General features: G+C 64.4%; 30 protein-coding genes. 16 read left to right on the forward strand and 14 right to left on the reverse strand.

Annotation, left to right across the window (positions count from 1 at the left end; translation table 11 throughout):
• Positions 1 to 106: 106 nt before the first annotated feature.
• Entirely contained in the window at positions 107 to 550 is a 444-nt protein-coding gene (locus tag ACIBG0_RS17025; RefSeq protein WP_397033432.1) for a DUF6918 family protein, read from the reverse strand.
• 86 nt (positions 551 to 636) lie between these two features.
• Positions 637 to 1269: a PaaI family thioesterase gene (locus ACIBG0_RS17030; protein ID WP_397034058.1), complete on the reverse strand. Its 633-nt coding sequence runs from the start codon at positions 1267 to 1269 to the stop codon at positions 637 to 639.
• 209 nt (positions 1270 to 1478) lie between these two features.
• Between ACIBG0_RS17030 and ACIBG0_RS17035 the strand changes: the two genes are divergently transcribed.
• The 6 genes from ACIBG0_RS17035 to ACIBG0_RS17060 all read left to right on the forward strand — a co-directional run bounded on the left by ACIBG0_RS17035 (position 1479) and on the right by ACIBG0_RS17060 (position 6388).
• A complete protein-coding gene (locus ACIBG0_RS17035) occupies positions 1479 to 2372 on the forward strand; it encodes a 1,4-dihydroxy-2-naphthoyl-CoA synthase (RefSeq protein WP_040696142.1) in 894 nt (297 codons plus the stop codon).
• Positions 2372 to 2764 (forward strand): VOC family protein, encoded by a 393-nt coding sequence (locus tag ACIBG0_RS17040; RefSeq protein ID WP_397033435.1) that lies wholly within the window; start codon positions 2372 to 2374, stop codon positions 2762 to 2764. The genes ACIBG0_RS17035 and ACIBG0_RS17040 overlap by 1 nt, the downstream gene beginning before the upstream one ends.
• Before the next feature lie 282 nt (positions 2765 to 3046).
• Positions 3047 to 3202 (forward strand): hypothetical protein, encoded by a 156-nt coding sequence (locus ACIBG0_RS17045; RefSeq protein WP_397033437.1) that lies wholly within the window; start codon positions 3047 to 3049, stop codon positions 3200 to 3202.
• A complete protein-coding gene (menE, locus tag ACIBG0_RS17050) occupies positions 3199 to 4359 on the forward strand; it encodes an o-succinylbenzoate--CoA ligase (protein ID WP_397033438.1) in 1161 nt (386 codons plus the stop codon). Before ACIBG0_RS17045 ends, menE begins: the two co-directional genes overlap by 4 nt.
• A 209-nt stretch (positions 4360 to 4568) precedes the next feature.
• Positions 4569 to 5555, forward strand: coding sequence for an ATP-binding cassette domain-containing protein (locus ACIBG0_RS17055; RefSeq protein ID WP_397033440.1), 987 nt, complete (start codon positions 4569 to 4571; stop codon positions 5553 to 5555).
• Complete coding sequence (locus ACIBG0_RS17060) at positions 5552 to 6388, forward strand: ABC transporter permease (protein ID WP_397033442.1); 837 nt, start codon at positions 5552 to 5554, stop codon at positions 6386 to 6388. Before ACIBG0_RS17055 ends, ACIBG0_RS17060 begins: the two co-directional genes overlap by 4 nt.
• A 42-nt stretch (positions 6389 to 6430) precedes the next feature.
• Here ACIBG0_RS17060 and ACIBG0_RS17065 read toward each other — a convergent pair whose 3' ends face one another.
• Positions 6431 to 9985, reverse strand: a complete 3555-nt coding sequence (locus ACIBG0_RS17065; protein WP_397033444.1) for an AfsR/SARP family transcriptional regulator — start codon at positions 9983 to 9985, stop codon at positions 6431 to 6433.
• Positions 9986 to 10148: 163 nt separating this feature from the next.
• Between ACIBG0_RS17065 and ACIBG0_RS17070 the strand changes: the two genes are divergently transcribed.
• Together ACIBG0_RS17070 and ACIBG0_RS17075 are read left to right on the forward strand one after the other, a co-directional pair.
• Complete coding sequence (locus ACIBG0_RS17070) at positions 10149 to 10607, forward strand: SRPBCC family protein (protein ID WP_397033446.1); 459 nt, start codon at positions 10149 to 10151, stop codon at positions 10605 to 10607.
• A 45-nt stretch (positions 10608 to 10652) separates the two neighbouring features.
• Positions 10653 to 11525 (forward strand): 1,4-dihydroxy-2-naphthoate polyprenyltransferase, encoded by an 873-nt coding sequence (locus ACIBG0_RS17075; protein WP_397033448.1) that lies wholly within the window; start codon positions 10653 to 10655, stop codon positions 11523 to 11525.
• 149 nt (positions 11526 to 11674) lie between these two features.
• On the opposite strand, the gene ACIBG0_RS17080 is transcribed toward ACIBG0_RS17075, so the two are convergent.
• The 5 genes from ACIBG0_RS17080 to ACIBG0_RS17100 all read right to left on the reverse strand — a co-directional run bounded on the left by ACIBG0_RS17080 (position 11675) and on the right by ACIBG0_RS17100 (position 14472).
• Complete coding sequence (locus ACIBG0_RS17080) at positions 11675 to 12061, reverse strand: phage holin family protein (protein WP_040696159.1); 387 nt, start codon at positions 12059 to 12061, stop codon at positions 11675 to 11677.
• A gap of 77 nt (positions 12062 to 12138) precedes the next feature.
• Positions 12139 to 12717 (reverse strand): Clp protease N-terminal domain-containing protein, encoded by a 579-nt coding sequence (locus tag ACIBG0_RS17085; RefSeq protein ID WP_397033450.1) that lies wholly within the window; start codon positions 12715 to 12717, stop codon positions 12139 to 12141.
• Positions 12717 to 12938: a hypothetical protein gene (locus tag ACIBG0_RS17090; protein ID WP_040696163.1), complete on the reverse strand. Its 222-nt coding sequence runs from the start codon at positions 12936 to 12938 to the stop codon at positions 12717 to 12719. Before ACIBG0_RS17090 ends, ACIBG0_RS17085 begins: the two co-directional genes overlap by 1 nt.
• A gap of 101 nt (positions 12939 to 13039) precedes the next feature.
• Positions 13040 to 14125, reverse strand: a complete 1086-nt coding sequence (locus ACIBG0_RS17095) for a PLP-dependent cysteine synthase family protein (RefSeq protein ID WP_397033452.1) — start codon at positions 14123 to 14125, stop codon at positions 13040 to 13042.
• Complete coding sequence (locus ACIBG0_RS17100; protein ID WP_397033454.1) at positions 14122 to 14472, reverse strand: DUF4229 domain-containing protein; 351 nt, start codon at positions 14470 to 14472, stop codon at positions 14122 to 14124. Before ACIBG0_RS17100 ends, ACIBG0_RS17095 begins: the two co-directional genes overlap by 4 nt.
• A gap of 181 nt (positions 14473 to 14653) precedes the next feature.
• Here ACIBG0_RS17100 and ACIBG0_RS17105 point away from each other — a divergent pair, with 181 nt between their 5' ends.
• Entirely contained in the window at positions 14654 to 14863 is a 210-nt protein-coding gene (locus tag ACIBG0_RS17105; RefSeq protein ID WP_062983746.1) for a BldC family transcriptional regulator, read from the forward strand.
• A 128-nt stretch (positions 14864 to 14991) separates the two neighbouring features.
• Entirely contained in the window at positions 14992 to 15189 is a 198-nt protein-coding gene (locus ACIBG0_RS17110; RefSeq protein ID WP_040696246.1) for a hypothetical protein, read from the forward strand.
• A 525-nt stretch (positions 15190 to 15714) separates the two neighbouring features.
• Here ACIBG0_RS17110 and ACIBG0_RS17115 read toward each other — a convergent pair.
• Complete coding sequence (locus ACIBG0_RS17115) at positions 15715 to 15960, reverse strand: hypothetical protein (RefSeq protein WP_397033456.1); 246 nt, start codon at positions 15958 to 15960, stop codon at positions 15715 to 15717.
• A 33-nt stretch (positions 15961 to 15993) separates the two neighbouring features.
• Positions 15994 to 16614 (reverse strand): hypothetical protein, encoded by a 621-nt coding sequence (locus ACIBG0_RS17120; RefSeq protein ID WP_062983744.1) that lies wholly within the window; start codon positions 16612 to 16614, stop codon positions 15994 to 15996.
• A gap of 380 nt (positions 16615 to 16994) precedes the next feature.
• On the opposite strand from ACIBG0_RS17120, the gene ACIBG0_RS17125 reads away from it, so the two are divergent.
• The gene (locus ACIBG0_RS17125; protein WP_397033459.1) at positions 16995 to 17567 is read left to right on the forward strand and encodes a hypothetical protein; all 573 of its coding nucleotides are present in this window, start codon (positions 16995 to 16997) and stop codon (positions 17565 to 17567) included.
• A 1803-nt stretch (positions 17568 to 19370) separates the two neighbouring features.
• Here the strand turns inward: ACIBG0_RS17125 and ACIBG0_RS17130 are convergent.
• Positions 19371 to 20264: an MspA family porin gene (locus ACIBG0_RS17130; protein ID WP_397034060.1), complete on the reverse strand. Its 894-nt coding sequence runs from the start codon at positions 20262 to 20264 to the stop codon at positions 19371 to 19373.
• 48 nt (positions 20265 to 20312) lie between these two features.
• Between ACIBG0_RS17130 and ACIBG0_RS17135 the strand changes: the two genes are divergently transcribed.
• Positions 20313 to 20447 (forward strand): hypothetical protein, encoded by a 135-nt coding sequence (locus ACIBG0_RS17135; protein WP_397034107.1) that lies wholly within the window; start codon positions 20313 to 20315, stop codon positions 20445 to 20447.
• A 656-nt stretch (positions 20448 to 21103) separates the two neighbouring features.
• Here the strand turns inward: ACIBG0_RS17135 and ACIBG0_RS17140 are convergent.
• From ACIBG0_RS17140 to ACIBG0_RS17150, 3 genes are all read right to left on the reverse strand, one after another.
• The gene (locus tag ACIBG0_RS17140; RefSeq protein ID WP_397033461.1) at positions 21104 to 21700 is read right to left on the reverse strand and encodes a hypothetical protein; all 597 of its coding nucleotides are present in this window, start codon (positions 21698 to 21700) and stop codon (positions 21104 to 21106) included.
• A gap of 615 nt (positions 21701 to 22315) precedes the next feature.
• A complete protein-coding gene (locus ACIBG0_RS17145; RefSeq protein ID WP_397033462.1) occupies positions 22316 to 23143 on the reverse strand; it encodes a protein phosphatase 2C domain-containing protein in 828 nt (275 codons plus the stop codon).
• A 1-nt stretch (position 23144) separates the two neighbouring features.
• A complete protein-coding gene (locus tag ACIBG0_RS17150; RefSeq protein WP_397033464.1) occupies positions 23145 to 23987 on the reverse strand; it encodes a sigma-70 family RNA polymerase sigma factor in 843 nt (280 codons plus the stop codon).
• A gap of 230 nt (positions 23988 to 24217) precedes the next feature.
• On the opposite strand from ACIBG0_RS17150, the gene ACIBG0_RS17155 reads away from it, so the two are divergent.
• The 4 genes from ACIBG0_RS17155 to ACIBG0_RS17170 all read left to right on the forward strand — a co-directional run bounded on the left by ACIBG0_RS17155 (position 24218) and on the right by ACIBG0_RS17170 (position 26977).
• Entirely contained in the window at positions 24218 to 24553 is a 336-nt protein-coding gene (locus ACIBG0_RS17155) for a hypothetical protein (RefSeq protein ID WP_397033465.1), read from the forward strand.
• Positions 24554 to 24826: 273 nt separating this feature from the next.
• Positions 24827 to 25804 (forward strand): hypothetical protein, encoded by a 978-nt coding sequence (locus tag ACIBG0_RS17160; RefSeq protein WP_397033467.1) that lies wholly within the window; start codon positions 24827 to 24829, stop codon positions 25802 to 25804.
• Positions 25801 to 26541 carry a hypothetical protein gene (locus tag ACIBG0_RS17165; RefSeq protein WP_397033468.1) on the forward strand — a complete coding sequence of 247 codons (741 nt, stop codon included), beginning with the start codon at positions 25801 to 25803 and terminating at the stop codon, positions 26539 to 26541. The genes ACIBG0_RS17160 and ACIBG0_RS17165 overlap by 4 nt, the downstream gene beginning before the upstream one ends.
• Positions 26542 to 26776: 235 nt before the next feature.
• A complete protein-coding gene (locus ACIBG0_RS17170) occupies positions 26777 to 26977 on the forward strand; it encodes a helix-turn-helix transcriptional regulator (RefSeq protein ID WP_397033470.1) in 201 nt (66 codons plus the stop codon).

The raw sequence follows: 26977 nt of genomic DNA on the forward strand, positions 1-26977 counted from the left end.
GAGCCGTCGAAGCGCATGCGACGAAGTCGCGAGTCTCGACGGCTCGGACGCGAGACACCAGGGGGCCGCGAACACGCAGCGCCGCAGGCGCTGCAAATGTCACAGCTCAGGCGTGCCGCTGCACGAGGTCACCCAGCCGGGGCAGGGCTTCGATGACGTTCTTCTTGGCCGAGGAACGCATCGACGAGTAGACCTTCTGCAGGGCCGGGCGCGTCGAGGCCTGGGCACGTGCGTCGGTCACGGAGAGCAAAGCCTCGGCGACCTCATCGGACTTGGCGACCAGCAGGTCGGCGAACTTGCCGGACCCGGTCGCCGTGTATTCCTGCCAAAACGGCTCCAGCTGCGCTACGAGCTTGGGGGCCAAGGACTCCAGCGCGTCCGGCACGATGGACGGGCTGATTTTCTTGACCGCCGCGTAGCCACCCTTGACGGCCAGGCCCGACGCACCACCCTTGTCCGACACCTCGGCGTCCAGAACCTCCTTGGCATCGGCAAGGAAGGCCGCGCGCTTCGCGTCGTCGAGCAGGGATTCAGACAGTGCTGCAACCACTTTCAGGTTCCTCCGGAATAGATGTCGATGAACGAGCGCACGTCACTATACGCACTGGTGCGCGGAGTCACACGGCACTCATCCGGCTACGGCTGCCACGGCAGTAACTGGACCATCAGTCCTTCACAATCCGCGAGGACATTGCCCTGCTCATCGACCAGTTCGGCGGTGATGTACGTTTTGCGCCCTTCGATGCGATCGACACGTCCCCGCACGGTCAGCGGCGTCTGCAACGGAGTGATCCTCCGGTAGTTCACATGCAAATAGGCGGTGCGGCTGATCGGTCGCCCGGCGTAGTGCACGATCATGCCGAGCAGATCGTCGAACAGCAGCGGGAGTACGCCGCCGTGTGCCGCGCCGTTGCCGCCGAGATGGAAGCGGCGGAATTCACCGGTCATCACGATGCCGTCGGGTCCGGCCTCGACCACCCGCCACGGCAGCAGCAAAAGGCTGCCGCGCCCGGGCAATTCGACCGCGCGGCCCGCCGGTCCCTGGAGTTCGGGTGCGCGATACGGCTCGAGCAGATCGATGAGTTCGCGGGTGCGGTCGAGCGCCGCGCCGTAGATCTCGTCGGAGGCGTCCACGCAGACGGCCAGATCCTGCAGCGTGCGCAGGGCCTCGACGAACGGCCCGAAGTTGGCGCCGACTCGCGCGCGGGAGACCTTGGGGAAGCCGCCGTGCGTTTCGTACCGGGTGTCGTCCACCGCGCTGTTGTCGATGCGCGGACCCGACCGCCCATCCGCAAGCCCTCCCGTCGCCCGACCGCCGCCGCTCGTCGACTCGCTTCGCGATGCTCTACTCACACTTGCACGGTATCGCGTTGTTTTACACCGTCAAGTCGTACCGCCGGGTAATGGAATCGACACCATAGAAGTGCGCATGGAAGTCGCTGGCATCCGAAACACGTGTGGGGGCAATAATCACAGGGGTGACGTTCAATCCGAAGCTGTGGCGGCCCGTTCCGGGATTCGAGAACCTGACCGACATCACCTATCACCGGCATATCGAACAGGGCACCGTCCGGGTGGCCTTCGATCGGCCGGAGGTGCGCAATGCGTTCCGCCCCCATACGGTCGACGAGCTCTACCGCGCGCTCGACCACGCCAGGATGACCCCGGACGTCGGCGCCGTGCTGATCACCGGCAACGGCCCCAGCCCCAAGGACGGCGGCTGGGCCTTCTGCTCCGGCGGCGACCAGCGTATTCGCGGTCGCAGCGGCTACCAGTACGCCGATGGCGAGACCGCGGACACCGTCGACCAGGCGCGCGCGGGCCGCCTGCACATCCTCGAGGTACAGCGGCTGATCCGGTTCATGCCGAAGGTGGTCATCGCGCTGGTCAACGGCTGGGCCGCGGGCGGCGGGCACAGCCTGCATGTGGTCTGCGATCTGACCCTGGCCAGCCGCGAGCACGCCAGGTTCAAACAGACCGACGCCGATGTCGGCAGCTTCGACGGCGGTTACGGCAGCGCGTATCTGGCGAAAATGGTTGGCCAGAAATTCGCGCGCGAAATCTTCTTCCTCGGCCGTCCCTACACCGCGGAGGAAATGCATCAGATGGGCGCGGTGAACAAGGTCGTCGATCACGCCGAACTGGAAAACGTCGCGTTGGAGTGGACCGCCGATATCAACGGCAAATCCCCGCAGGCTCAGCGCATGTTGAAGTACGCGTTCAATCTGCTCGACGACGGTCTGGTCGGCCAACAGCTGTTCGCGGGCGAGGCCACCCGGATGGCCTATATGACCGATGAGGCGGTCGAGGGCCGCGACGCCTTCCTGGAAAAGCGCAAGCCGGACTGGACCCCCTACCCCTGGTACTTCTGATGGACATCCTCAGCAGCCGGGTCATCTTGCGGCCCGCCGACTACCAGGCAACCCTCACGTTCTACCGCGACGGACTCGGATTGGCGATCGCGCGCGAGTATCCGGGCGGCACGGTTTTCTTCGCTGGACAGTCGCTGATCGAGGTGGCCGCGCACGGCGGATCGGGCAAATCGACCACCTTCGAAGGTGCGCTCTGGCTGCAGGTTCGCGACATTTCGGACGCAGCGGCAGAGTGCGCGCTGAAGGGGATTCGGATCGAACGCGAACCGGTGCGCGAGCCGTGGGGACTGATCGAGATGTGGGTGCGCGATCCGGACGGTGTGCCGATCGTTTTGGTCGAAGTTCCCCCCGAGCATCCGATCCGACGAGATTCGCGCTGGTCACCAGACTGATCAGGGCCACAGCGGCGGTGCGGGCGCGCCGGCTCGAGTTGCCAATGCCGACGCCGGCGAGGACGATAACCACGGATGGCCGCCCGACCGCCGACGTCCGGGCAACCACCGCCGAGTACCGTCCTCCGAGTGAATCGCAGTCTCGATGTCCGGCGTACCTGACTTCTCTTCTCTTGACGCGGCCGAACCCCCAGCGCGCCGCCCCAGCAAACCGACCCCTGCCGCGTGCGGTCACGCTGACATGACACGATCAGACTCGTGAGGGAGCGCAGCGAGCGAACCATGAACACAGCGCACCTGCGCACGACGGCGCCGAGCACCAGCGAGGTGCGGTCGCACATGATGGGGGCGAAATCCATGAGCGAGCCCAACGAGCGAATCAACGGCGCAGCGCCTTCGGGCATGACCGTGCACAGCGCTAGCGAGGCGCGGGCATGAGCCGCACTCTGCGGACGCTGCCGATGCCGACCGGCTCGGGGCTCGGCGATGTCATGCCGCATCTGCGAGAAGTATTGGAGGGCAACGGCCCCGCGTGGCTGCCGATACCGACCAGCGACCGTCGGGAGGCCCGGCGACTGAGCGACGCACTGTCGCCCGGCGAGCCGATCGATGACGAGGTAGCGCTCGTGGTGACCACCTCCGGCACCACCGGTGTGCCGAAGGGCGCCATGCTCAGTTCGGCCGCGTTGCGGGCCAGCGGGACCGCGACACACGATCGACTCGGTGGTCCCGGCACCTGGCTGCTCGCCCTGCCGACCCATCACATCGCGGGCATCCAGGTACTGCTGCGCAGCATTCTGGCCGGTACCGAACCCAGCGTGCTCGATGTTTCCGGCGGCTTCCTACCCGAGGCGCTGGCCGGTGCGATTTCCGGTATGCGCGGTGAACGCCGCTATACCGCGCTGGTACCGACCCAGCTGATCAAGGCGCTGGAGGCGCCCACCGCCGCTGCGGCACTCGCACAGCTGGACGGGGTGCTCGTCGGGGGTGCGGCCACTCCCGCGCCGGTCTACGAGCGCGCGAAAGCCACGGGTATCAACGTGGTTCGCACCTACGGCATGAGCGAAACCTGCGGCGGCTGTGTATACGACGGAGTTCCGCTCGACGGCACCGAGATTCGCATCGAGGACGGTCGCGTGGTGCTCGGCGGCGCGATGATCGCCGAAGGCTACCGCGGTCAGCCCGACCATCCGGCATTCGCCGAACCCGGCTGGTTCCGCACCGAAGACGCGGGCACTTACGACAACGGCGTGCTCAGCATCACCGGACGTCTCGACGAGGCGATCATGACCGGCGGACTGCTCGTCATCCCGCAGGTCGTCGAGGCCGTGCTGATCACCCATCCCGGCATCAGCGAATGCGTGGTGCTCGGCCTGCCCGACGATCGGCTCGGCCAGCGGGTCGCGGTCGCGGTGGTTCCCGCCCCCGGCGCCACCCCGACCCTCGATGAACTGCGCGATCACGTTGTGCGCGAACTCGATTCAATCGCCGCACCGCGCGAGCTGGCAATCCTCGACGAGCTCCCGCTGCGCGGACCGGGCAAGCCGGACCGAGCCACGCTCCGTGAGCATCTCCTCGCGGAATCGGCGTACTGAGGCCGGGTCCCGCGGCCGAATCCGTGGGGACCGCTGCTATCGACGATCGATATCAACGGTTCGAGCTGGGCGCCGTATAAAGCAGACGACCACGGCGCCCAACCGACTCGCGCACGGCCCACCCACGGCCGGACATGCAAGCGGGTGCAAGAGTGCGGTGACACCGCGGTGCAAGGACCGTGCAAGACGCGGGCCGCAAAGTCTTGGGCATGACTTCTTTCGCACCCACTTCAGCGCTCGCCGTCGAGGCGGACAGCCTGGTCAAGGTGTTCGGGGAACAGCGCGCCGTCGACGGTGTGAGCCTGGCGGTTCCGCAGGGCTCGGTTTACGGCGTGCTCGGCCCGAACGGCGCAGGCAAGACCACAACCATCCGCATGCTGGCCACCCTGCTGCGCCCCGACGGCGGCAGCGCCCGCATCTTCGGCCGTGACGTCGTCGCGGAACCGACGGCGGTCCGATCCCTGGTCGGCGTCACCGGGCAGTACGCCTCGGTCGACGAGGACCTCACCGCCACCGAAAATCTGATCATCTTCTCCCGTCTGCTCGGCCTCAGCCGCATCGATGCCCGGCGCAAGTCGGTCGAACTGCTGGAGGAGTTCGACCTCACCGAGGCGGCGAGCAAGCCGCTGAAGAACTTCTCCGGCGGTATGCGACGCCGTCTCGACCTGGCCGCCAGCCTGATCGCGACACCGCCGCTGCTGTTCCTGGACGAGCCGACGACCGGACTCGATCCGCGCACCCGCGCCCAGATGTGGGAAACCATCCGCCGCCTAGTCCGCGAGGGCGCGACGGTGCTGCTCACCACGCAATACCTGGATGAGGCCGATCAGCTCGCCGACCGGATCGCTGTCATCGACCATGGCAAGGTGATCGCCGACGGTACCGCCGACGAACTCAAGTCCTCGGTGGGCGGCTCCGCACTGCACCTGACCCTGGTCGATCGGGCCCAACTCGACGAGGCCCGCCGCATTGTCGGCGACTTCCTCGGCGCCGAGGCCCAGATCACCCCGGAGGCCGGACGGCTCACCGCACCGCTGCAGGACGCGGGCATGACCGCCGATTTGCTGATCCGCCTGCGCGAGTGGGAGATCGCGATCGATGAGATCACCGTCACCAAGCCCAGCCTCGACGAGGTCTTCCTTACCATCACCGGCCACCCGGCCGACGACGACGATTCCGAACGGAGCGCGGCATGACCACCATTACCGCACCAACCCAGGCGCGCCACGCCGCGCCGACCGCAATTCCAGAGGCCAGCAACAAGGTCAGCCTTCGCCAGACCGTCGAGACCTCGTTCACGATGGCCTACCGCGGCATTCTGAAGATCAAGCACAATCCGGAACAGCTGTTCGATGTGACGATTCAGCCGATCCTGTTCACCGCACTGTTCGCCTATATCTTCGGCGGCGCGATTTCGCACAACGTGCACGACTACCTGCCGATCCTGATTCCGGGCATCCTCGTGCAGACCGTGGTCCTCACCTCCGTCGTCACCGGTACCCAGCTGCGTGAGGATATGGACAAGGGCGTCTTCGACCGATTCAAATCCCTGCCCATTTCCCGCGTTTCGGCGCTGGCGGGCGCATTGATCGCCGATATGGTGCGCTACAGTCTCGCGACCGTGCTCACCGTGGTCGTCGGTCTGTGCCTCGGCTACCGTCCCGGCGGCGGGTTCGTCGGGGTCGTGGTGGCCGGTCTAGTGGTGATCTTCTGCTCGTTCGCAGTGAGCTGGATCTGGGCGCTGGTGGGCGTCACGGGTAAGAGCGCCGCTGGCGTGCAGGGCATCTCGATGATGATCATGTTCCCGCTGACCTTTATGTCCGGCGCGTTCGCGCAGGTCAGCACGATGCCGGGTTGGCTGCAGGGGATCAACCACGCGAACCCGATCTACTACATGGTCAATGCCGCCCGAGAGTTGATGAACGGCAACGTCTACAGCAGCGATCTGGTCTGGTCACTGGTCGGCTCGGTGGTCGTGATCGTGATCTTCGCGCCGCTCGCGGTCCGGGCTTACATGCGCCGGGCTTGACCACTCAGGTCTGACCGCTACCCGAAAGTCGCGGTGGGTGAGTCACCCACCGCGACTTTCGTCGTCGCAGGACAGTTCCTGCAGGAGTTCGAGGATTTGCGCCGCCGCTTGTCGCCGACGTATCCCCGCGACACGGGCCAAGGCGTCATCGAAGCGTTCGTCCCCCACCGTGGTTCGGTGCAGTGCGGCGTGACGTCGCAATTCGGCCGACGGATTGTCCTGGCGCGCCACCACTTTCGTGGCCAGCGAGATCAGCTCCAAGCCGATCTCCGAATGGCGGCCAATCGCGAGATAGAACGTCCCGACGGCATTGCCGACGGCGCCGATCTGCGGCAGGTCATAGAACTGCCCGAGTCGACCCGACGCGAGGCGCAGCAGAGGGCGCGCGATATCGTCGGCCTCCGCCGCCCGCCCATGCAGCACATACGCGTCCATCGCCGCACTCGCGGTCATCAGAATGCCCGGGCCGGGCATTGGTTCGTCATCGGGCCAGCCGTACAGGTCCAGTGCCCGACGGTAATGGCGCAGCCCGGCCTCGATATGGCCCTCGGCCAGATCCAGTTCCGCCATTCCGATGACAACCGGTGCCAGACGATGGTTGCGTCGGATGTGCGGATCGTCGATCGCGGTGCCATGTGCCGGATCACCATCAGCAGCACCGAGCGCGAAGCCCAACTCCCGCCGCGCTTGCGCGAGCCGACCCGTGCCGATCAGCGATACCGCGAGATAGCTGCGCATCTCGACGGCTTCTTCATGAGCACGCAACTCCCGCAACAGTTCCGCCGCCCGGCGGTAGTACTCCACCGCATCGGCATAGTGCGCGGTCTGTCCGGCGAGCTGTCCGAGGTGTTGGGTGACCATCGCCGTGCCCCAGACATCGGTGCCCTCGATCAGCTGTAGGGCGGCCTTCGCGTCCAGGGTGGAGCCGTAGACATCACCGGCGTTCTCCCGGATATTCGCACGCATGAATACCGCTGCGGCGCGCACCAACGGGTCCGGTGACCGGGCACCATCGGCGAACAACCTCGGCGCGTCCGAACCCGAGGGATTCCCGCAGGCCATGACGCCGAGAAAGCGCGCTCCACTATTGAGATCAATTGCGCTGTTGAGCAATCGACGGATGCGCGCCCGCGTGGTCGCCACCTCCCGCAGACCAGCGTTCAGGAACACCATGTGCATTCCGATCTGCAGGTGCGCGAGCATCTGCAGATCGGCGACCGGACCGCGCACCGGACCGGGTTCGGGTGCCAGGGGCAGAATCCGGCGCGCCCAACCGCCCAGCTCCATATGCGCGCCACGCATCACCCATAGCGTGCCGATAATCGGGAAGACCCGGTATACCGTGCGGGCGTCCCTGCGCTCCAACGCATATCGCAGCACCGTCACCAGGTTGTCGAGTTCCGCAGCGACCGAGAGCACGGTGGCCACCTGTTCGTCGGACACATATCGGTGCACCGCGGCGATCGAATAATCACGGGCCCAGCGCGACATGCGATCCATCACCACGGGACGCTCATCGACCGCACCCGAAATGCCCGCCGCGGCATCGGATCCGGTCAGCGCGAGCTGTTCCTCACCGAATTCGCGGACCGTTTCCAGCATCCGGTAGCGGGTTCCGATCAGGCCCTCGTCGTCGTCCAGGACGGTGAGCAGCGATTGGCTGACCAGTCCATCCACGGCCGTTGGCACGTCATCGACATCCGGGCCGCCCGCCACCACTTCGGCCGCATCGAGGGCGAACCCGGCCGGAAAGCGGCACAGCCTGCGCAACGCGATCTGTTGTGGCTCTTCGAGCAGATTCCAGCTCCATGCGATCACCGCGTGCAAGGTGCGATGCCGTTCAGGTGAGGAGCGATCTCCGCTGCGCAGCAGGGCGAATCGGTGTTCCAGACGGGTTTCGATTTCCTCGACACTCATGGTCCGCACGCGGGCGGCCGCGAGTTCGATGGCCAGCGGCAGCCCGTCGAGTGTGGTGCACAGCCGGGCCACTACTTCGGGATCCAGACGCACTGTCGGACGCACCGCACGCGCTCTGGCCATGAACAGCTCGGTGGCGGGCGATCCGGCCGCATCGATTGCCAACGGCGCCAGCGGATAGACCGTTTCCGCGGTGATCGCCAGCGGCGCACGGCTGGTGGTGAGCACGCTGAGCTGGTCGCAGCTGCCGACCAGATCGGCGACCACTTCGGCGACCGCGTCGATCAGATGCTCACAATTGTCCAGGATCAACAGTGTCGGGCGGGCGGCGAGCGCATCGCGCAGTCGGCGACCGGCATCGCTGTAGCCGGTCGAGCGCCGCCACGCCGTCTCCCGGACGATCTCGCCGAGGCCGAGCGTCGTGCTGATCGCGGCCTCGATATCGGTGCGCGGATCGGCATCGGCGGCCGTATCCGCCCGCACCGACGCCAGCTCCACCAGCACCACGGATTCGCTGCGCGCGACCCGTGCGCCCAATTCGTTGGCCACCCTGGTCTTTCCGGTGCCCCCGGGGCCGAGGACGGTGGTCACCCGGGAGCGGCGCAGCAGTTGCTCGAGTGCGTCCAGATCGGCGGCGCGGCCGAGCAGCGCATTGGGAGCTGCGCGCAGGCCGATCGTGGAGTGGGCACTCGATGATGCGGCGGGTGTCGAATCCGACATCCGCTCACTGGAATTGCGACCAGTAGAGTCCAGCCCAGCCGGATCGCGCACGGCCGAATCGTGGGCGGCCGGACCACCTGGAGTGGTCTGAGTGGCACCGCGCGTCGGACTTATCGGATGCGGAACCAGCCCAGCATGATCGATCCGCGACGCGAATCCGGGCACCGGATCACCGCGCAGGATCGCGGTATTCAGCTCCACCAGCGCCGGGCCCGGATCCGCGCCGAGTTCTTCGACAAGTCGCCCGCGGATCGATGCGAAGACATCGAGGGCTTCGCTCGGCCGACCGGCCGCGGCGAGCAATCGCATCAGGGTGGCGTGCGCGGCCTCATCGAGCGGATTGGCGGCCGCGGTGCGGCGCGCGATCGCCACCGCTGTGTCGAGATCGCCGCTGGCGACTCGGGCGGCGACCTCGATCGCCTCCAGTTCGGACCAGCGGTGCGCGGCCGCGGTGCGCAGTTCCTCGGCGAGGTCGCCAGCGGGGAGGTCGGCACCGGGCTCGCCACGCCAAAGCGATCTGGCCTGGGTCAGCACCTCGAGACATCCAGTGTGGTCACCATCGGCCTGTTTGGCGCGGGCCGCCCGCAACAGACCATCCGCGAAGGTCAAATCGACCTGATCGCCGGTCAGTGTGAGGCGGTAGCCCGCCGGGCCGATCTCCAGCGCCGCATCCGGTAGCGCCGCGCGCAGCCGCGACACCTGGGTGTGCAGCGCGTTCATCGGCGCGCGCGGCGGCTGCTCACCCCACACCTCATCGATCAGCGCCTGAGCACTGCGGCTGCGGCCGGGACGCAGGGCAAGCGCGGCGAGCAGCAGCCGCGACCGTGCCCCGGGTAGCGCTGCGAGCGTCCCGTCTCGGCGTAGCGCGATTTCGCCCAGCAGGGCCACTACGACCGATTCGCCTGCGGGCGTCGTCAGGGTTTGACTTCGGCCGTTCGGGCCGCTCTGATCGGGAAACATTCCGTCGTTATCGTATGCGAGCCGCGGCGCGAGCGACGGGCCCGCAGGCGGCAGCTCCGCGTAACCCCGGAGGGACCCGGGAGCGCCGCAATCGAATGCTGTCTGCTGGGATGACATGGTTTTTCGCCCCTGTTCGGACCGGTAAGTCGCCTACGCTGTGCGCATGGCTGAGTTCGAAATCGTTCGGCAGACCGTGATCACGGCCGATCCCGCGCGCATTCACGGGCTGATCGATAACTTCCACGAGTGGACCAAGTGGTCGCCGTGGGAGGACCTCGATCCGCGACTGCAGCGGAAGTACTCCGGCCCGGGCGCTGGACTCGGAGCCCGATACGCCTGGGACGGCAACCGTAGGGCCGGTCGCGGGAGCATGGAGATCACCTCCAGTGACGACCGGGAAATCGGTATCCGTCTGGCCTTCGAGAAGCCCTTCAAGGCCACCAATAAAACGATCTTCGAGCTGAATCCGGTCGAAGGCGGCACCGAGGTTGTGTGGCGGATGACCGGGCAGCACAAGGGTCTGATGGGCGTGATCGGGAAGGTATTCCCCATCGACAATATGATCGGCAAAGACTTCGAGAAGGGCCTCGACCGACTGAAGAGCGCCGCCGAAGCGAACTGAACCGCCCGAGCGGACCGAAACACGGCCGCGCATTAGGCTGCGAATATGGCTACTGCAGCGCAATGGATCGAGGGCGCACGGCCCCGTACCCTGCCGAACGCGATCGCCCCTGTCCTTGCCGGAACCGGTGCCGCCGCCTCCATCGATGGCGCGGTGTGGTGGAAAGCGGTTCTCGCGCTGCTGGTTTCGCTGGCCCTGATCATCGGGGTCAATTACGCCAACGACTACTCCGACGGTATCCGCGGCACTGATGACGTTCGGGTCGGTCCGCTGCGGCTGGTCGGACAGCAGCTCGCTTCGCCCGCGGCGGTCAAGAATGCCGCGATCATCAGCCTGGCCATCGGCGCGGTCTTCGGACTGGTGCTGGTCATTGTCACGGCGTGGTGGTTGCTGCTGGTCGGTGCGGCCTGCCTGGCCGGTGCCTGGTTCTACACCGGCGGCAGCAAGCCGTACGGCTACAGCGGGTTCGGTGAGGTGGCGGTCTTCGTCTTCTTCGGTCTGATCGGTGTGCTCGGTACCGAATTCGTACAGGCCGAGCGGGTCGAATGGGCGGGCCTGGTACTCGCGATCGGGGTCGGGGCGTTCTCCAGCGCGGTGCTGGTCGCCAACAACCTGCGCGATATTCCGACCGATACCGAATCCGGGAAGGTCACCCTCGCGGTCAAACTCGGCGACCCGCGGACTCGCACGCTGCACTTGATACTGCTCGCGGTGCCGTTCATCGCGACGCTGCTGTTGGTCGTCCGCACGCCATGGGCACTGGTCGGACTGGTTGCCGTGCCGCTGGCGGTACGCGCCAACGCACCGGTGCGCTCCGGAAAGGGCGGGCTGGAATTGATTCCGGCGCTGCGCGATTCGGGGTTGGCGCTGTTGGCGTGGTCGGCGGTTACCGCATTGGCGCTGGGTATCGCGGGTTAGGGACCGCGAAGCGCGGCACCCTGTTAGCGCTGGCGGAGCCGAGCATGCACTTTCCGGCCGAATTCGGCGATTTCCGCCTCGTTCGCGCAAAGAGTGCACGCTCGGACCCATTCCGCCTTCGAGTGAGCGGTGAGCGCGCCAGGCAGCTGCTAGTCGTCGCCGTCCGGAACCAGGACGCCGAGGATCCAGTTGACCACCGCGACAATGATGCCGCCCCACACAGCTGCCCAGAAGCCGTCGATACGCAGACCGTAGTCGGTGGTCTCGGTGATCTTGGCGGTGAGCCACAACATGAGCGCGTTGATCACCAGCAGAAACAGGCCGAGGGTGACGATAACCAGCGGCAACGATAGAAGTTTCACGATCGGCTTGACCAGGGCGTTCACCACGGTGAAGACCACGGCGACGGCCAGGATGACAATGACTTTGCCGCCATTGCCCTTGTCCTCGGGACTCCAAATCTCGATCTTGTCGACCCAGGCTGCCGCCAGCCAGATGGCAACGGCGTTGATGATCAAGCGAATCAGAAGCTGCATGGCTTGATGCTAGGCCCGACCGGCGGGCATGTGCTGCCCCAAAACACGAATCGGGGGGCGCGCACATGCCCAACCTCTTACGCGGCACGGTCGAGCAGCGCGTGCACCTTCGGTCGGAGCGCATCGATCGCCTTCGGACCGCCCAGGATGCGGGTCGTGGTCGCATTGGGCGCGCGCAGAATGCCGAGCAGCAGATGCCCGGATTCGATGGACCTGTCCTTGCGGGCCAGGGCTTCGCGCAGTCCCAGCTCCAATACCTTCTTGGCATCTCTGGTGAACGGAATGTGACCCCAGTTCCGATCGCGGCCGCGGCCGAATCTGGACCGCTCCTCGGGCACGGCCCGCTCCAGCGCATCCTCGCCGAAGGTGGCCTCCAAGCTCTCGCGCACCGCGTCCAGATCGATGCCGATCGAGCGCAGTGCCTCGGCGTCCTCCGCACCGAGCGGCTGCCCTTTGGCCTGTTGGCCGAGGCTCTCCAGCACGTCTCGGTGGGTGAGCCCCGCCTCCTCGAGCAGCGTCTTCAACTCCGGCTCGCCCTGTGACAACAGGCCGAGCAGTACATGCTCGACCTCGATCTTGGATGCGCGCAGCTCGCGCGCGTCTTCCTGGGCGATGACGATCACCGTCCGCGCCGACCTGCTGAACCGTTCGAACATCAGCGGTTCCCGCCTCTCCGGTTGTATTTCTGGTGGACCGCCTGCTTGCTGACCTCGAGCGCCTCCGCGATCGCCTGCCAGGACCAGCCCTGTTCGCGGGCATTGGTCACCTGGATCGCTTCCAGCCGTTCGAGCAGCCGACGCAGCGCGAGCACGGCGCGCAGCCCGACCTTGGGGTCGGGGCTGCCCGCGGCGGCCGCCAGTGTGGTTGCTTCAGTCACGTCGTCAATTTTGGTTGACGAACTCTTCGGTTGTCAACAAAAATTGACGACGTGCACCGAAGAAAACCCCGGCGCCGCGGCCGGGGTTGCGATATCTCTCGCTAGCCGGACCAGATTCCGGTCGCGGCGAACTTCTCCAGGATCGCGGCGGGCTCGGTGAGGTTCATACCCTTCGCCTCGACCCACGCGTCATCGAAATATGTTCCGGCATAACGATCCCCGCCGTCGCACAGCAGCGTGACCACACTGCCCGGGCGACCGGCGGAGATCATTTCGGCGATGAGCGCGAACGCACCCCAAAGGTTGGTTCCGGTGGAACCGCCCACCCGGCGGCCGATTACCCGACTCGCGAGCCGCGCGGTGGCGATCGATGCGGCATCGGGGACCTCGATCATCCGATCCACCACCTGACCGATGAACGACGGCTCGACCCGGGGACGACCGATTCCCTCTATGCGCGAAGGCATTCCGGTCTGATATCCGACGTCGCCGGTTTCGTAGCCGCCATAGAACGCGGAGTTCTCCGGGTCGACCACGGCCAGTTTCGACGGGAAGTGGTGATACCGGATGTAACGGCCGATGGTGGCGCTGGTGCCGCCGGTACCCGCACCGACCACGATCCAGTCCGGCACCGGATGCGCCTCCAATTCCATTTGCTGGAAGATGGATTCGGCGATGTTGTTATTGCCGCGCCAGTCGGTGGCGCGCTCGGCATGGGTGAACTGATCCATGAAGTGCCCACCGCATTCGGCGGCCAGCCGCGCTGCCTCGGTGTACATATCCGGTGGTCGCTGCACGAAATGACAACGGCCGCCGTGGGCTTCGATCAACTCGATCTTCTGCGGCGAGGTGCTCGCCGGCATTACCGCGACGAAATCCAGGCCGAGCAATTTGGCGAAGTACGCCTCGCTGACCGCGGTCGACCCCGAGGACGCCTCGACCACCGTCGTACCCTCGGTGACCCAGCCATTGCAGATCGCGTACAGGAACAGCGACCGTGCCAGCCGGTGCTTGAGGCTGCCGGTGATGTGGGTCGACTCGTCCTTGAGGTACAGCTGTACGCCCCAGGAGGCGGGCAGCGGGTACCGGATCAGGTGGGTGTCGGCGCTGCGCTGTGTATCGGCCTCGATGAGCCGCACGGCATTGTCGACCCAGGCGCGTGGCGTACTGCGATCGCAGTACTTCACGAGGATGTTCCGGACGAGTTGTCCTCACCACGCAGCCGGGCACGCAACTGCGCCTTGTCCTGGCGGCGCTTCGCATCCACGACCGCGATGTCCTCGTTGACCCGAGCGCGCAACTTCTTGAACAGCGTCAGCGACAGCGGCATCGCGATGATCAAGGCGAACAGGGCGGCGACCACCAATGGGATCTCCACCGAGACGAGCCGGGCGACGCCGACGATCACGGCGGTGATGACGACGACCAGACCGAGCCTGGCGAGCGTGTACAGCGTCAGATTGCGGGCCAGCCGCGCGCCGATGCCAGCGGTTTGCTGTTCTGGTTCACCCTTCGGTGGAGTTGCCTCACTCACGCGGTCCAGCCTATGCGAAGCTATGGCGGCCTCGGCGATACCTGCCGCCGAGGAGTGGGCGCGTATCCGTTTTGTCTATTACTTCCCCTTTACCAACTGTAGGTGGTTCGAGTACCTAGGGGTTGCAGTGCAACGATGGCGCCATCTGATGAGGGAACTGTCGAGAACGGAGAGGTTTGCTATGACTGCGATCACCGTCGGCGGCCAGGACACCCTGCTGACACCCGGCCAAGTAGCCGCCATGTTCCACGTCGATCCGAAGACCGTAACCCGCTGGGCGCACGCTGGGCGCCTGGGCTCGCTGCGCACCCCGGGTGGGCACCGCCGGTTCCGCGAATCCGAAGTACTCCAACTGCTGAAGTCGCTGACCACCGAGGCCACCGCGCGCTGATCATGGTCCGCGGGCCCGTAGCTGTGAGTTCGATCTCCCTGTCTAGGGGCCCGCGCCCCACCAATTTCGTGTCTGCGGTGTGCGAAGGCTACGCACGCGACTACCCTCGTTAGCAGGAGGTGAGCGACGTGACGTACCTGTTGGCACTCATCGCGGTCGTGGCAGTCGCGGTGTTGTGCTGGAAGGCGTTCGGCCCCGAGAAGACAGCCGGACCGCCCACGCGTTCACCGCAACGCAAACGAATCATGGGGCCCGACGACGACCCCGAATTCCTCTGGCGCATTTCGCGTCAGCATCGTGACGGTGACGGGTCTGCCGAGCGCTGAATGGATCATGCCTGGTTCGCCAGATGTTTCCGGCAGGCGAACGCGACTCCCTCAGTCGCGCAACCATATTGACCCGGGCGGTCATTTTTGCTGCGCACATGATGGGATTGCTAGCGCCGACGCCTGCTCAGTTTCTCTTCGCCCGGCACGAGGTCGAAAGCACCACAATGCTTCGGAACCACTTGCCGAAAATGGCGGTGATCGAGTGTCGAAATCCTCGTGATCCCCAGGCGTTCCGCGACCGCAATAACAGATGCGTCAGCCGCGCCGAGAGGGAAGTCGCCGTACTGGACGACCATCAGCCATGCGCGCATAGTCAGCGGGCATAAGCTCTTCAGCTGCCAACGAGCGGAGGAACGCCGCCTCAGACTGCGCGCCGAGCTTGGCGAGCATGTAGCACTTCGGTGACAACGATCGCCGGGACGATTAATGGGCCGGCTCTTCGCTCAGTACCGCGAAACAAGCGTCATGCTCACTATCGTGCTTGTTGGCGACCGCCAGCAATGGGCCCAGTGTCGCAAATGATCACTCACGACCACCGAGGTCGCGCCACAGCATTTCCTGGGATGTGGAAGCGAAGTCAGGCTCGGCCTCGACGGCCCACGCAAACGAGAGACGCCGGCGAGGCACAGCTGCCGCTTCTCGATCCGCGGCCGACCGACCTTGGCTGACAACCAAGCGGAGTACAACCGGCCGCAGATCCCCCTGTTCCTCCTCGGTCAACAGGCCGACGAGGTCGTGGAAATTCACGTCATCGAAGGCCGCCGTCATGATCCTCAGCGTAGCGTTCGGCCGCTCTATCGATCACGGCTCGCCGTTGATGACGGCCATCAGGGCGTCCATGAAGGACTGTCCGCCCATGATGTAGCCGCCCGCGATGGCGCCGATTACCGCGCCGATGGGGCCGGTGATGAGGCTGAAGAAGAAGACGCCGACGATGGCGCCGATGATCAGGCCGAGCACGCCGCCGAGGACCACGCCGACAATGTTCTTGTTGATTTCATCGGTCAGGCGGGCCATGGAGTTGACCGGCTGCATTTCGCCGATGTTCTTGGCGGTCAATTTCGGTGTGAGGGCGAGGGTTCGGCCGTTTTCGGAAATCGTCTGGTCGACCGCGACCTTCGTACCGGAGAGCTCGTAGGTCAAGGGGACTTCCGACACCACATCGCCGGAATCGGACTTCAGCAAGACCTTGGTGCCGTTGTCGGCGAGTTCGAACTTGCCGCTGTCCACCTCGGTGGTGAGAACGCGGTCCCGGTGCCCGTCCGAGATTTCGGAAGCCACTGTGTGGTAACCGATTCCCTGCTCGACGCCGGAGGCCGACACCTCTTTGGCAACTTCCGCTGGCTTCGCATTCGCGGTTCCCGCCGCGATTCCCACAGCGGCGATGGACACGAGGGTGACGGCGAACGTGCCGAACTTCATCAAGGTTTCCTTCTGACAAGCACCGGCCCCGGTAGCCGGTTGACGCGTCTAGCGCCACGTAGCTTGTTGCCCCGCACGACATTTGGGAACCCCAAACGGCCATTGTTATTCGATTGTTACCGCAGCATCCGACCTATGATCATTTCACACAAGTATCCTTTTTATCCTCGAAAATACGCAACTCGACGCGCACGCACCTGATGGTGTAGGCATGACGTGATCTCTCACCATTGCAACTTTCAACTTCGTATCTCGGCGGCGAGTTCGAACAGCCCTGGAGGACGTCACAGGTGTCGCGTCAACGTGTCCGTGCGGGTCTCACCTTGACGGTCTTCATAGCCGTAACCGCGTTAGCCGCAGCCGTAGTCGCGGTGGCGGCGATGTCGCTGAGCAACGACAGGTCCACCAGCAGCAGCCCCTCGCCCGCGGCTCAGAACGATGTCGCGCCGACCACCTCGCCGGAACCGTTCCCCGAACTGCCGCTGACCACCCCAGAGGCGCCACCGACCACCTCCGCCATCCGCAGCACCTTCGACAAGATCGCGGGCGGCCTGAAGATCGATGTCGGTGACTGCATCGAGATCGGCGGCAGCGGCGACAACCCCACCCTTGGCAAGTCCGCTTGCGGCAGTGCGACCTCCAACTACAAGGTCATCGACAAGGCGCCCGAAAACGCCGGCTGCCCCACCGACGCCGACCGCGCCCTCAACGACACCCTGCGCGGCGTCAACCGCGCTGCGCTCTGTCTGGACATCGACTGGGTAATCGGCGGCTGCATGGACCCGAACAAGGACAACCCCAAACGCCTCGACTGCAACACAAAAGGCGTCCCCAACGCCGTCCGCGTTATGGACATCAAACAAAACACCACGAACGTGAACGTCTGCTCCTCCAGCGACCGCGGAATCGTCTACCAACAACGCCAATTCGTAGTCTGCGTCCACCGCTTGTAGCGATAGCCGGGCGCATGACAACACCGGAAGCCCCTGCGCTTCAAGGATTCGTGATTGCTTGCGCGTCCGGCAGGTTAGCTCCCGAGCGCGAGCCGGAGATTGTCGAGCAGCGCGCGCCAAGCCCGTCCCCATTGGGAACCGCTCGCGGGGCCGCCCATCGGCCTGCGGCTCGCGCAGCGCGTCCTCAGACAGCACGGTAGGACCCACCGCGAGAGCTCGCGCACTGGTTCGCCCACGGGCGGAAAGCTGAGCGCAAAGTTCGATTGGCGAACAGCACGGCGACCGCCTCCATCCTTCGACGGCCCCCCGGTTCGGTGGCAGGGGACGTAACGCCCCTCGGTGAGCAGCACCGACAAGCGGCGAATCCGGGTGACAGCAGCCACCTGGCACGGGTGCGTACAGCACGACGGGTACCGAGCCGCCAGTTCTGCCACGCGACCCGACCACTACGAGCGACGCCATCGTCTACATCGCCATAATCGCCGTTATGTCACGCCGACGTGCCCGCGTCGACACAATTCGATGACGCTCACCCAAAAACGGGAAAGATAATCTTCTATAAATGTGCTCGGTCCGGCCGAATCATCTGGTAGCCAGCGGTAAGCTGTCGTTGATGCCTTCCGCGGTACCAAATGACGTCTTGTTCGTCCCGGTCGATGCTGTAGCTGTCGGCAAGCCTGAATGCGCGTTCCTATCGGGATGCATCATGTACTTCACCAAGTAACGAATCGCGTGCCGCAAAGCAGATTCGGCACGTAACGCACTCGCAGCCCCGGTCCGGTAGCTCGGCAGCGCGGCCTACTACGCGGACCTCGCAAAGCTCGTGTAAGGAAGCAAAATGTCTAGCAAAATCGTCAAAACCCTAGCCGCAACTATTATTGCCGCGCCCCTACTAGTCTTCGCGGCGCCCGCAGCCACTGCCGATTCGACTGCCGCGGCGTCTCCGTCGTCCTCCACCGCTCCGGTCGACGGATCATTCGGCTCAGCTACGTGGTGTTTCCCTCTCGGTAGTGTCGTCTGGTGCATCTGAGTGAGCGGCTGACAACTCCACTGTTGACTGTGTGACGATCGAGATTCGAGTGAACTCCCGGTAGAGCAGTGATTGCTGAGATCAATTGCTATGCCGGGGAGTTCATGTTGCGCGAAATCACGAGGGCGACCATCGGACTAATTGAGTAGTCGAATGCCTCCAGCTGCAAATTCTGCAATATTCCCGTGTAAGACTTTCCCTGCGTGCGCGGTATAAGATGCTCGCGCAAATTCAGCACCGAAGGTATGTAACGCACATCATGCAATGCAACTACCATGTACCAAGCGTTGTTGAACGGCTGAAGTCGAACACTTCATTCAGGTCGATATCACCGACCTCGCCCCGATAAGTCAGCCTAATCAGTTGATGTAAACCTGCACCCGTCGCAGACGTAGCGCGAATAATCCCATGGCCTGTTCGGTTTCGCACATGAATTTGATGGCTACGCATGGCCCACAGCCATCCGCCCGCTGTTGTGGCCACCACCGCAGCGCTGTACCCATAGCTCGCCCGGTAGCCAGGTGCCCGAAATCGCTGCGCGCCCATTCGATTTGCCTACCGCCCTGAGCGTGCCCTGTCGCGCGAACTGAGCCACCAGAGATAGCGCACCGAGGAAGACCCATTTACCAGAGCCTTTAGCCGATGTGGACGGTTCCGGCGTCGGGTGCGGACTGAGATGCTGCGCACCCTCCGCGTACCGGCTAGGAGCCTGTCGCATTCGGGAGAACGCGGACAAGGCCGTCTTGCGATTCCGGGTCAGGTTCCTAATCGGATCAGAAGGTGAACTGGCTGCCATAGGCGGAGGTCTGCACCGTCTCCACTGCGGTACTCACCGTGGCGGTGATGAACGGGACCGCCGATACCGGTGAGGCACACTGGCCGACGTTCAACGCGGCGTTGTTGAAAGTGAAGTGGTACGGAAACACCGTGTTGTTGTCCAGGTTGGTCGTCACTGTCGTGACAGTGGTGATTTGCCCCGGCGCCAAGGTGGCTTCCAGGACCTGCGCCAAGCCCAGGGTCCCGCCGACGGTCGGTCCGAGGCTCGCGCTGGGGACCGAGGCACTCGGGGTTGTGGGCTCAACGCTCGGGGTTGTGACCTCAACGCTCGGGGTTGTGACCTCAACGCTGGGGGTTGTGACGTCAAAGCTCGGAGCGGAGGTGGTAGCGGCGGCGCTCTGGGAAGTGGGAGCGGGAATCTGGGAAGTGGTGGCAGCGCTCGCGGAAGTAGTAACAGGACTCCGGCGAGTGGTGGCAGCGCTCGCGGAAGTAGTAACAGGACTCCGGCGAGTAGCGGCGGCGCTCGGGGAAGTGGTAACGGGACCCGGGGAAGTAGCGGCGGCGCTCGGGGAAGTGGTAACGAGACTCGGGGAAGTGGTAACCGGACTCCGGGAGGCGCTGTTAACAGGCGGCGATGTTGGCACTGGCGTCGGCGCCGTATTCGGCAGTGTGGCGGCAACGTTCGACTGGCTGAATTCGGGGGAAATACTGGCCAACAGCCCTTGATTCGGATCGATTCCGACGGTGAAGCCGTTGTCCACATTGAGCGCGCAGCCGAGGAGAAACCCCGCGACGGCCTGTCCGGAGGCTATTCCATCGCCCTCCACATTCAGCGTGTAGTCACCGGATAGCTGCGCGGCATGCGCGAACGTCATAAGGAAGTTCGGCATCCGGTCGCCCGCCGGGTCCACTTTGACGTTCTCCACCGATGTCGTCACATGAACCCCGGCACCAGCTACATCCGCACCGGGCGGTTGGGCTTGGCTCGGCTCGGCGCCGGGCCACACAACCACAGCCAGCACGGCCGCGACCACACCGGTCGCAATAACGACGAATCGAGGTCGCATATCTGATCCCGTTCCGAATCGGATGTACACCAGCGGCGGCCAAATCGGATGAACAGACCCACATAGCTAATATTTGGCAAGCATAGGTGGGATACCGGCCCAGCGCGTTCAGGCTGCGGGGCGTGTCGCGCACCGCTCATGGCCCAGGCATAGATTTGCCGATTCGACAAATGTGTAGCTCGAACTGCTGAGGCGAATCATCGACAGCTCCCGCGAACAGCAATGACACGGCGGTCGCGGGACTGTCGTGAGCAAACAGCTGTCAGCGATACCGACGGGGCCCTCGCACCTCGATCGGGTAGGCGAGCAGAGGTTCTGCGCCAAGACGTTTCCGCAGGTCAAGCCCTCTAGTTCAGCCCCGCATACGAGTGCAAACCGCTGATCACGATGTTGATGATGAAAAGCGTTCTCGGCGTTTGCGGTTGATAGCTGTCGATGGTCACGCTCTCTACCAGCACGTTTGGGTGGTGGGCACGATGGTGACGTTGGCACTGGCCGATGCTGCTGCGTACTCTCTGCGTACCCGATGCCACCACTCACTGCTCTCGTCCGCCAGCGTGATTTGGAGCCGCGCGACCTCTACTACTGAAGGTCATGTGTCCAGACGTTCCCCCCTTGCGCGGGGAATCGGGTTGATGCCTAAGCATCAACCGCCACCCTGCTCATGTGCCCTGTTGCTCTGCCCGTTTCTGCTCCATCTCCGACCTAAATAGTTGCTTCTCCCTCTCCAGTTCCCAATGTTTCCGTTGAAGCTCTTCGCTTCGAAGGGCGGCTTCATGCTTGCGCCGATCAGTTAGATCGGCTGATGCTTCGCGGTGTGCCGCTGCCTTCTCAAGCCGACGGTGTGCGGTGTAAGCAGGTCCTGCGATGCCGCCGATGATTCCGCCTGCCAAGTAGCTACCTAATGCAAATCCGGCGAGCGGTCCCGCGATCACAGCTGTGATTGCAAGTATCAACATCAGGTCGGCCAGCCTGTGGAGCCTGAGTATCGAGTGGACTCTGTAATTCGCGAGAATGCGCGATGCTTCTCCGAGGTCCTCTCGCCTCATTGCCTCGTGAAGTTTGTCGTCCTCTTTGGCATCCGCCAATGCTTCAGCTCGGGTCGGCATCCCTCCAGAGGCGGTCTTCTCGGATGTCCATGCAGTGAACAGCCCGGCGATCGCCGATGCGTATCCACCCACAGAGACAGCGATCCAGACGACAACGGGTCCTCGCCCGGGATCGTTGGTAGCTTCGGCGGCGAGCGTCGAGATCCACATGGACCGCAATCCTCCCACTTAGCTTCCCCGGACGAGTGGAAAAGCGTTGCAGCGCTCTCACTTACGCGGGAAGACGCCGCTAGTTACCCGCCTGCTGGATACGTCCATTTGATGCATAGGTGTCAACGAAGTTCCCGCTTACGCGGGAAGGGTTGATATGTAGGCATCAACCCTCGGCATGTTCACAACTTGATGCCTATGCGTCAAACATGTCTGGTCGCCGACCTAGCCGTTGTGGACTCTCGTGAAACCGCCGCAAATGCACTCGACTTGCCGACCGCACTGAGCGCGCTCTGCCGCGCGAACACGCCACCTCCAGTGGCGCAGCTCTAAACGCAACATCCGCACACGACGCAACCACCTACCCACCCCTTTATGGTCTCCTCCCCTACTAACCACCTCTCACAACATAACTTGACACACACTCGCTCTCGCTCTCCCCGTTCCTGATTCTCTATGAACAGCGAAGCCATAGAGAATCAGGAACGGGGAGAGCGAGAGCGATGCGCCGAAGGCGCAGGTAGACAAGGGTTTCGAGGGGACTCGGCACGGGACTGATCGTGTACGGCCTTTGTACGGCCACTGTACGGCCTTTGTACGGCCTCTATTTCGGCGTCAGCTCAACCGAACCACGGCAATCGTCTTGTCGTCGTGACGTTTGGCCCGCGGGCGTTCCACGCCGTTCGGATCCACCTCTGCTTCCCACATGTGGCATCGGTGAAGAAGACTCGCAAGCTCGGCGTCGTCAGCTGCAGCAAGGTCCCGCCAGTGGGCACCGACAGCCTCGATGCAATCGGCTGCGCCATCAGTCGCCAGGACTACCCAGTCCGTTGTCCTTACCGATCTGGTCGCAGTGAACGCATGCCGAGCCGCGGCGGGGTCTGTCGATGCAATCCAGTACCCGCCGGCGCGATTGCGTCGACACTGCTGTGCACGTTGCAATTTCACCAAGATGCTTCGATGAGCCTTGTCGTAGCCAGCCCCGCTCAGCAACCGTGACTTGTACTGATCAACCGCCGGAAGGCCGAGCTCTTGAAGTCTGGTATCGGTGATGAGCTCCGTTGTTCCATCCGAGTGGCCCACAGCAATCGTTGAATCGCCCAGAAGCAAGAGGTCAAGCCTGTCGCTCGGCTGGGTGCGAACAAGTGCCACCGTGCAGGAGGGAGCATCTTGAGCGCCGCGCTCGAGCCGCAGCGCCGCGATAGTCCGATCGATCGCACCTTCAAGAATTGTGACGAGCGATGTCAGCTCGCTTTCCCGGTCGAGCGCCTCTGCGAGGGTTTTGCCGAGTTCTTCGGCATAGTGCCCACCTGTTGGCCCATCTACGGATCGATGCGAGGTTGCGCCGTCAAGGACTACAACACCGGCCGAGGTCACAAACAGGTGATCCTCATCCGACTGTGCTGCGAGCTGCGCAGTACATATGTGCGGCGCGGCCATCATCTCACCAAGCGTAGGGGCCAGCGACCAGACGGCTCGACTCAACCGCGAACTGGTCGTCGAACTCGCACTGAACGACTCCACTTACGGAGTTGTTCTCGTTGCCCATGAAAAGCATCGGCAGGTTCTGGTCCAACCAGTGAATGACGCCGAGCGATCCCACACTGGTTATCCCCGCCACGTGAACGATCACCCTCGACGGCGATACATGCCGCGCAAAGTAGCCGACATCCGACCGGATGGGATCAGCGCGACGATATGGAGAGTCGAACCAGGCGCCGGCGGCGGCTTCCTCACCTTTGATCCACCATCGACCGCCGCCGACCTGCACAAAGCTCAGAACAGGATCGTCCGCGAGTAGTGTCCGCGCCACCGGCGCGGACTTCGGACCACAAATGACTACTGAGTCTCCCTCTGGCACGGTCTCGGCCGTGGGTTCGATCGCCTGGCGAGACGATGCGATCGACAGACGGTTCAGGATGCCTTCGACCGTCGTTTGCGAAACCATGTCGACCGCGTCGAAGAACGGGCGTTCGCGCCCTTCTTCCATCCCGTACCTGCGAGGTATTCCGATCGACACAGGCCCTACGCCGAAAAACGCCCGCTCTTGTGGCGGTGCGGTGTTCCTGATTTGGGTGACACGCCCCTTCGTGATCCCCAGCTGCGCCGCGATGTCGGTGTAGTTGAGACCAAGCGTGTGGTGCGCTTCGTCAATTGCGGCCCGCCGCAAACGCGCCAGCTCAGCGGCCCGCTGTTGGTAGACCGTGATCAGCTCCGCCGCGCGCCGTCCTCGTCGCAGCGGGTCCGGGTCGCTCCGCACCGCATCGAACTCATCGCGCTCGGTCATAGAACATGAGTTTAGGGGGTGTTGACTCGCTGCCGCAGACCGACGTATCCTCGTGTTTATACCCACTAAATCAACGCGAACCAACAGTGCCATGTTGTTTAGGGGGTATAAACGAAAGGCTCGAAAGAAAGGCCCCCGGTGATTCGCAGTCACCGGGGAGCCAAGCACCGAAGCAGTTCGCAGCTGCTTCAGCATTCATCCACTTCAGATGGGATAGGAGTCCCTGAAGCATGTCCAGTGTAAATCCCTCCTCGCAGTCCAGCGGTGGCAGCAACGGCCGCTCGCGGTGGTTCGGTACGGGTCTCGGCGGTGACGTAATCGTCACCGCGCAGGAGAGCCGCTCCATGAGTCTCAAGCAGCAACAGGAGAAGTTCGGACGCGGCACCGAGGGCTACGCGGAGCGTTCGGCCGTGCGTCGGTGGATGAACGACCTTTCCGACGAACGCGAAATGAGCCAGGTCGTCGCCGATGCCCGCGCAGCCTGGCGCGAGCAGCACGCTACCGATCGCGACCAGGCCCAGGCCACCGAGCGGCCACATCGGCACGGTGTGGAACGCAGCCGATGAGCCCCTTTCCGAAAATGGCCCATTTATGTCCCATCGTTTGGCCTTTCTTAGGCATCGCCGTCCCGGTGTCCTTGGTGGACAACGTAATTCGTCTACTCATGCAGGAAGGAGGTCCATCCGATGACAACGACCCGTCAAGGTGAAACGGCCTCAGGCCCGCAGTTTCGTAACAGCGAAACCAGTACCGCTGGTGCCGGTTACGAAACTCCCGGCCGCCGGAGGGACCACAAGAGGAGGGGCAGCACCACCGGGCGCGACCGGTTCATCCGCGACATGCGCGCTGATGGAGCCTCCTACGAGGACATCCGCGACGCACTCAACGTCTCCGCCAAGGTCGTCGAATCCGTGCTGGGGGAAGTCGCGGCGCTGCATGAACAGGGCCGCACGCACGGTGACATCGGCGACCTGGTCGGCCTCCCCCGCACCACCGTGCGGCGACTGCTCAGCGACAAACGCGAAACCCGCGTGAACGCACGGGTGAACGCGGCCGCCGCGCTGGTGGTGGACATGTACGGGATGCAGTTGGATGTGCTCGGTTGGGCGCTCGGCATGGATTTGCCGCACGTTTACGAGCTGGCGCAGCAATTGCGTAAGGACCGGTTGATGCTGCCGCAGCTGTTCGAGGTGCAGGCGGGGGAGAAGTGGTTGGTGCCGACGCGGGAAACCGCAGGCAGCTTCCTGGGCTGGATGCCCGCCACACTGTGGCGCCCGACCAATAACCACTGCGAGCACTATCGAGCCGTCGCGATGGCGCGGGTGATGCTCGTCGGCGCCGACCCCGAGGCGTGGATATCGGAGCGTCGGTTGCGCCACGACGCCGAAGTCGCTGCCCGCCAAGGCGGTTCACGCCGCCGACGCGACGTCGGCCACATCCACGACGGTCGATTCCTCGGTGTCGTGGATGGCACCTACGGATGGTGGGCACTGGAAGTCGAGTTGACCGCCAAGAGCGTCAAGAACATGGACAAGGCCCTGCGCGGGGCGCTCTACGCCGCCCGCGACGCCGATCCGCCCATGGTCGGGCTGCTGTACCTGTGCCGCGGCGAGGACGTGCACAAGGTCGTCGACGCCGCCCATAACCGACTCCCGCGTGAGCTGGCACCAGCCGTGCTGTTCGCGGTCGGCGACTTCGACGAGGAATGGGAGAAATTCCGCACCACCCGCGCCCGGATGAAGGCCGCCGGCCGAACACCGAACCCGAACCATCGCCGCCGCCGTCGCGGCGGATCGACCCCGAAGGAGGCGAAATGACCCCCACCGCTGTCCAGAAAACTAGACACCGCGACGCCTGCACCGACCGCGAAACCCGCGCCCTCGACGGGCTGGTGCAGCAGCGGGCCATGCAAGTCGACGTGCTCGCCGAGTTCCTGGGCACCGGCCGCAACCACGCCTACGAACTGGCCAAGGCACTGCACCAGGCGGGCCTGGTCCATCCGTTGCTACGCGTCGGTGCCGGACCCAAGTGGATCGTGCCGACCCGCCGCGCGGTCACCGGCTACTTCGGCTACTCGCTCCCGGACTGGAAGCCCTCCCGCTTGTGGTCTGCCCGCGGCCGCGCCATCGCCCGCACCCGCATCGCGCTGCGCACCACGACATTCCACGGTTGGGAGTCCGAACGCGAACTGCGCTACCGCCCCCACACCGACACTGCGCAGCGCGGTGCGTACTACCCCTACGACGGCCGCACGATGCGCATCGGCCACGACGGCGGGCCGTGCGCGGTGAAGGTCGACATCACTCATTACGGCCTCGACTCGAGCCGACTGGCGCACAGGATCTACCACGCCGCCGAGCGCGGTGCGCACGACGGATGCACCCGACTGCTCTACGTCTACGGCGGTGCACTGACCCGTGACACCGTGTACCGCGCCGCCGCGACGGTGGCCTCGGATCTGGAATTCGAGGTCATCGGCCTCGATGACCTGCTGCATGATCGCACCCCGAGTGACGGCAAAACCCCTGCTCATCGTGTTGTTGGCGGGCGGTGAACCCATGGAACACCACGCAAGGGACACCCACCAGCGCGGTACAGGCCACGTGACACCGATGCGTACCGGTCCCGCCGCGACACACACCGGTGACACGTCATGCACCACGCAACGCACCAGATGTGACAGACCATGCACCACCCAGCGCACCGCACGTGCCAGCAGCGCACCAGGTGTGACACCCCACGCACCGCTCCCGGTGCGCCACGCACCGAACCGAAACGAGGACTCCACCATGCGCACCGAACGCTTCCTGCAAGCCAACGACTGCGAAGCACTCACCGGCATCCCCGCCGCCACCTGGCGCTACTGGGCACACATCGAAAACGACATCGGGCGCCGCAGCTTCAAACTTGGCCGCCGCCGCGTCTGGCGCCTGAGCGTCATCGAAGACTGGATCCAAGAGCAGGAAGCCAAGACCGGAGGGGCCGCGTAA

It is taken from the genome of Nocardia sp. NPDC050630 (genome assembly GCF_044457245.1).
Classification (GTDB): Bacteria; Actinomycetota; Actinomycetes; order Mycobacteriales; family Mycobacteriaceae; genus Nocardia.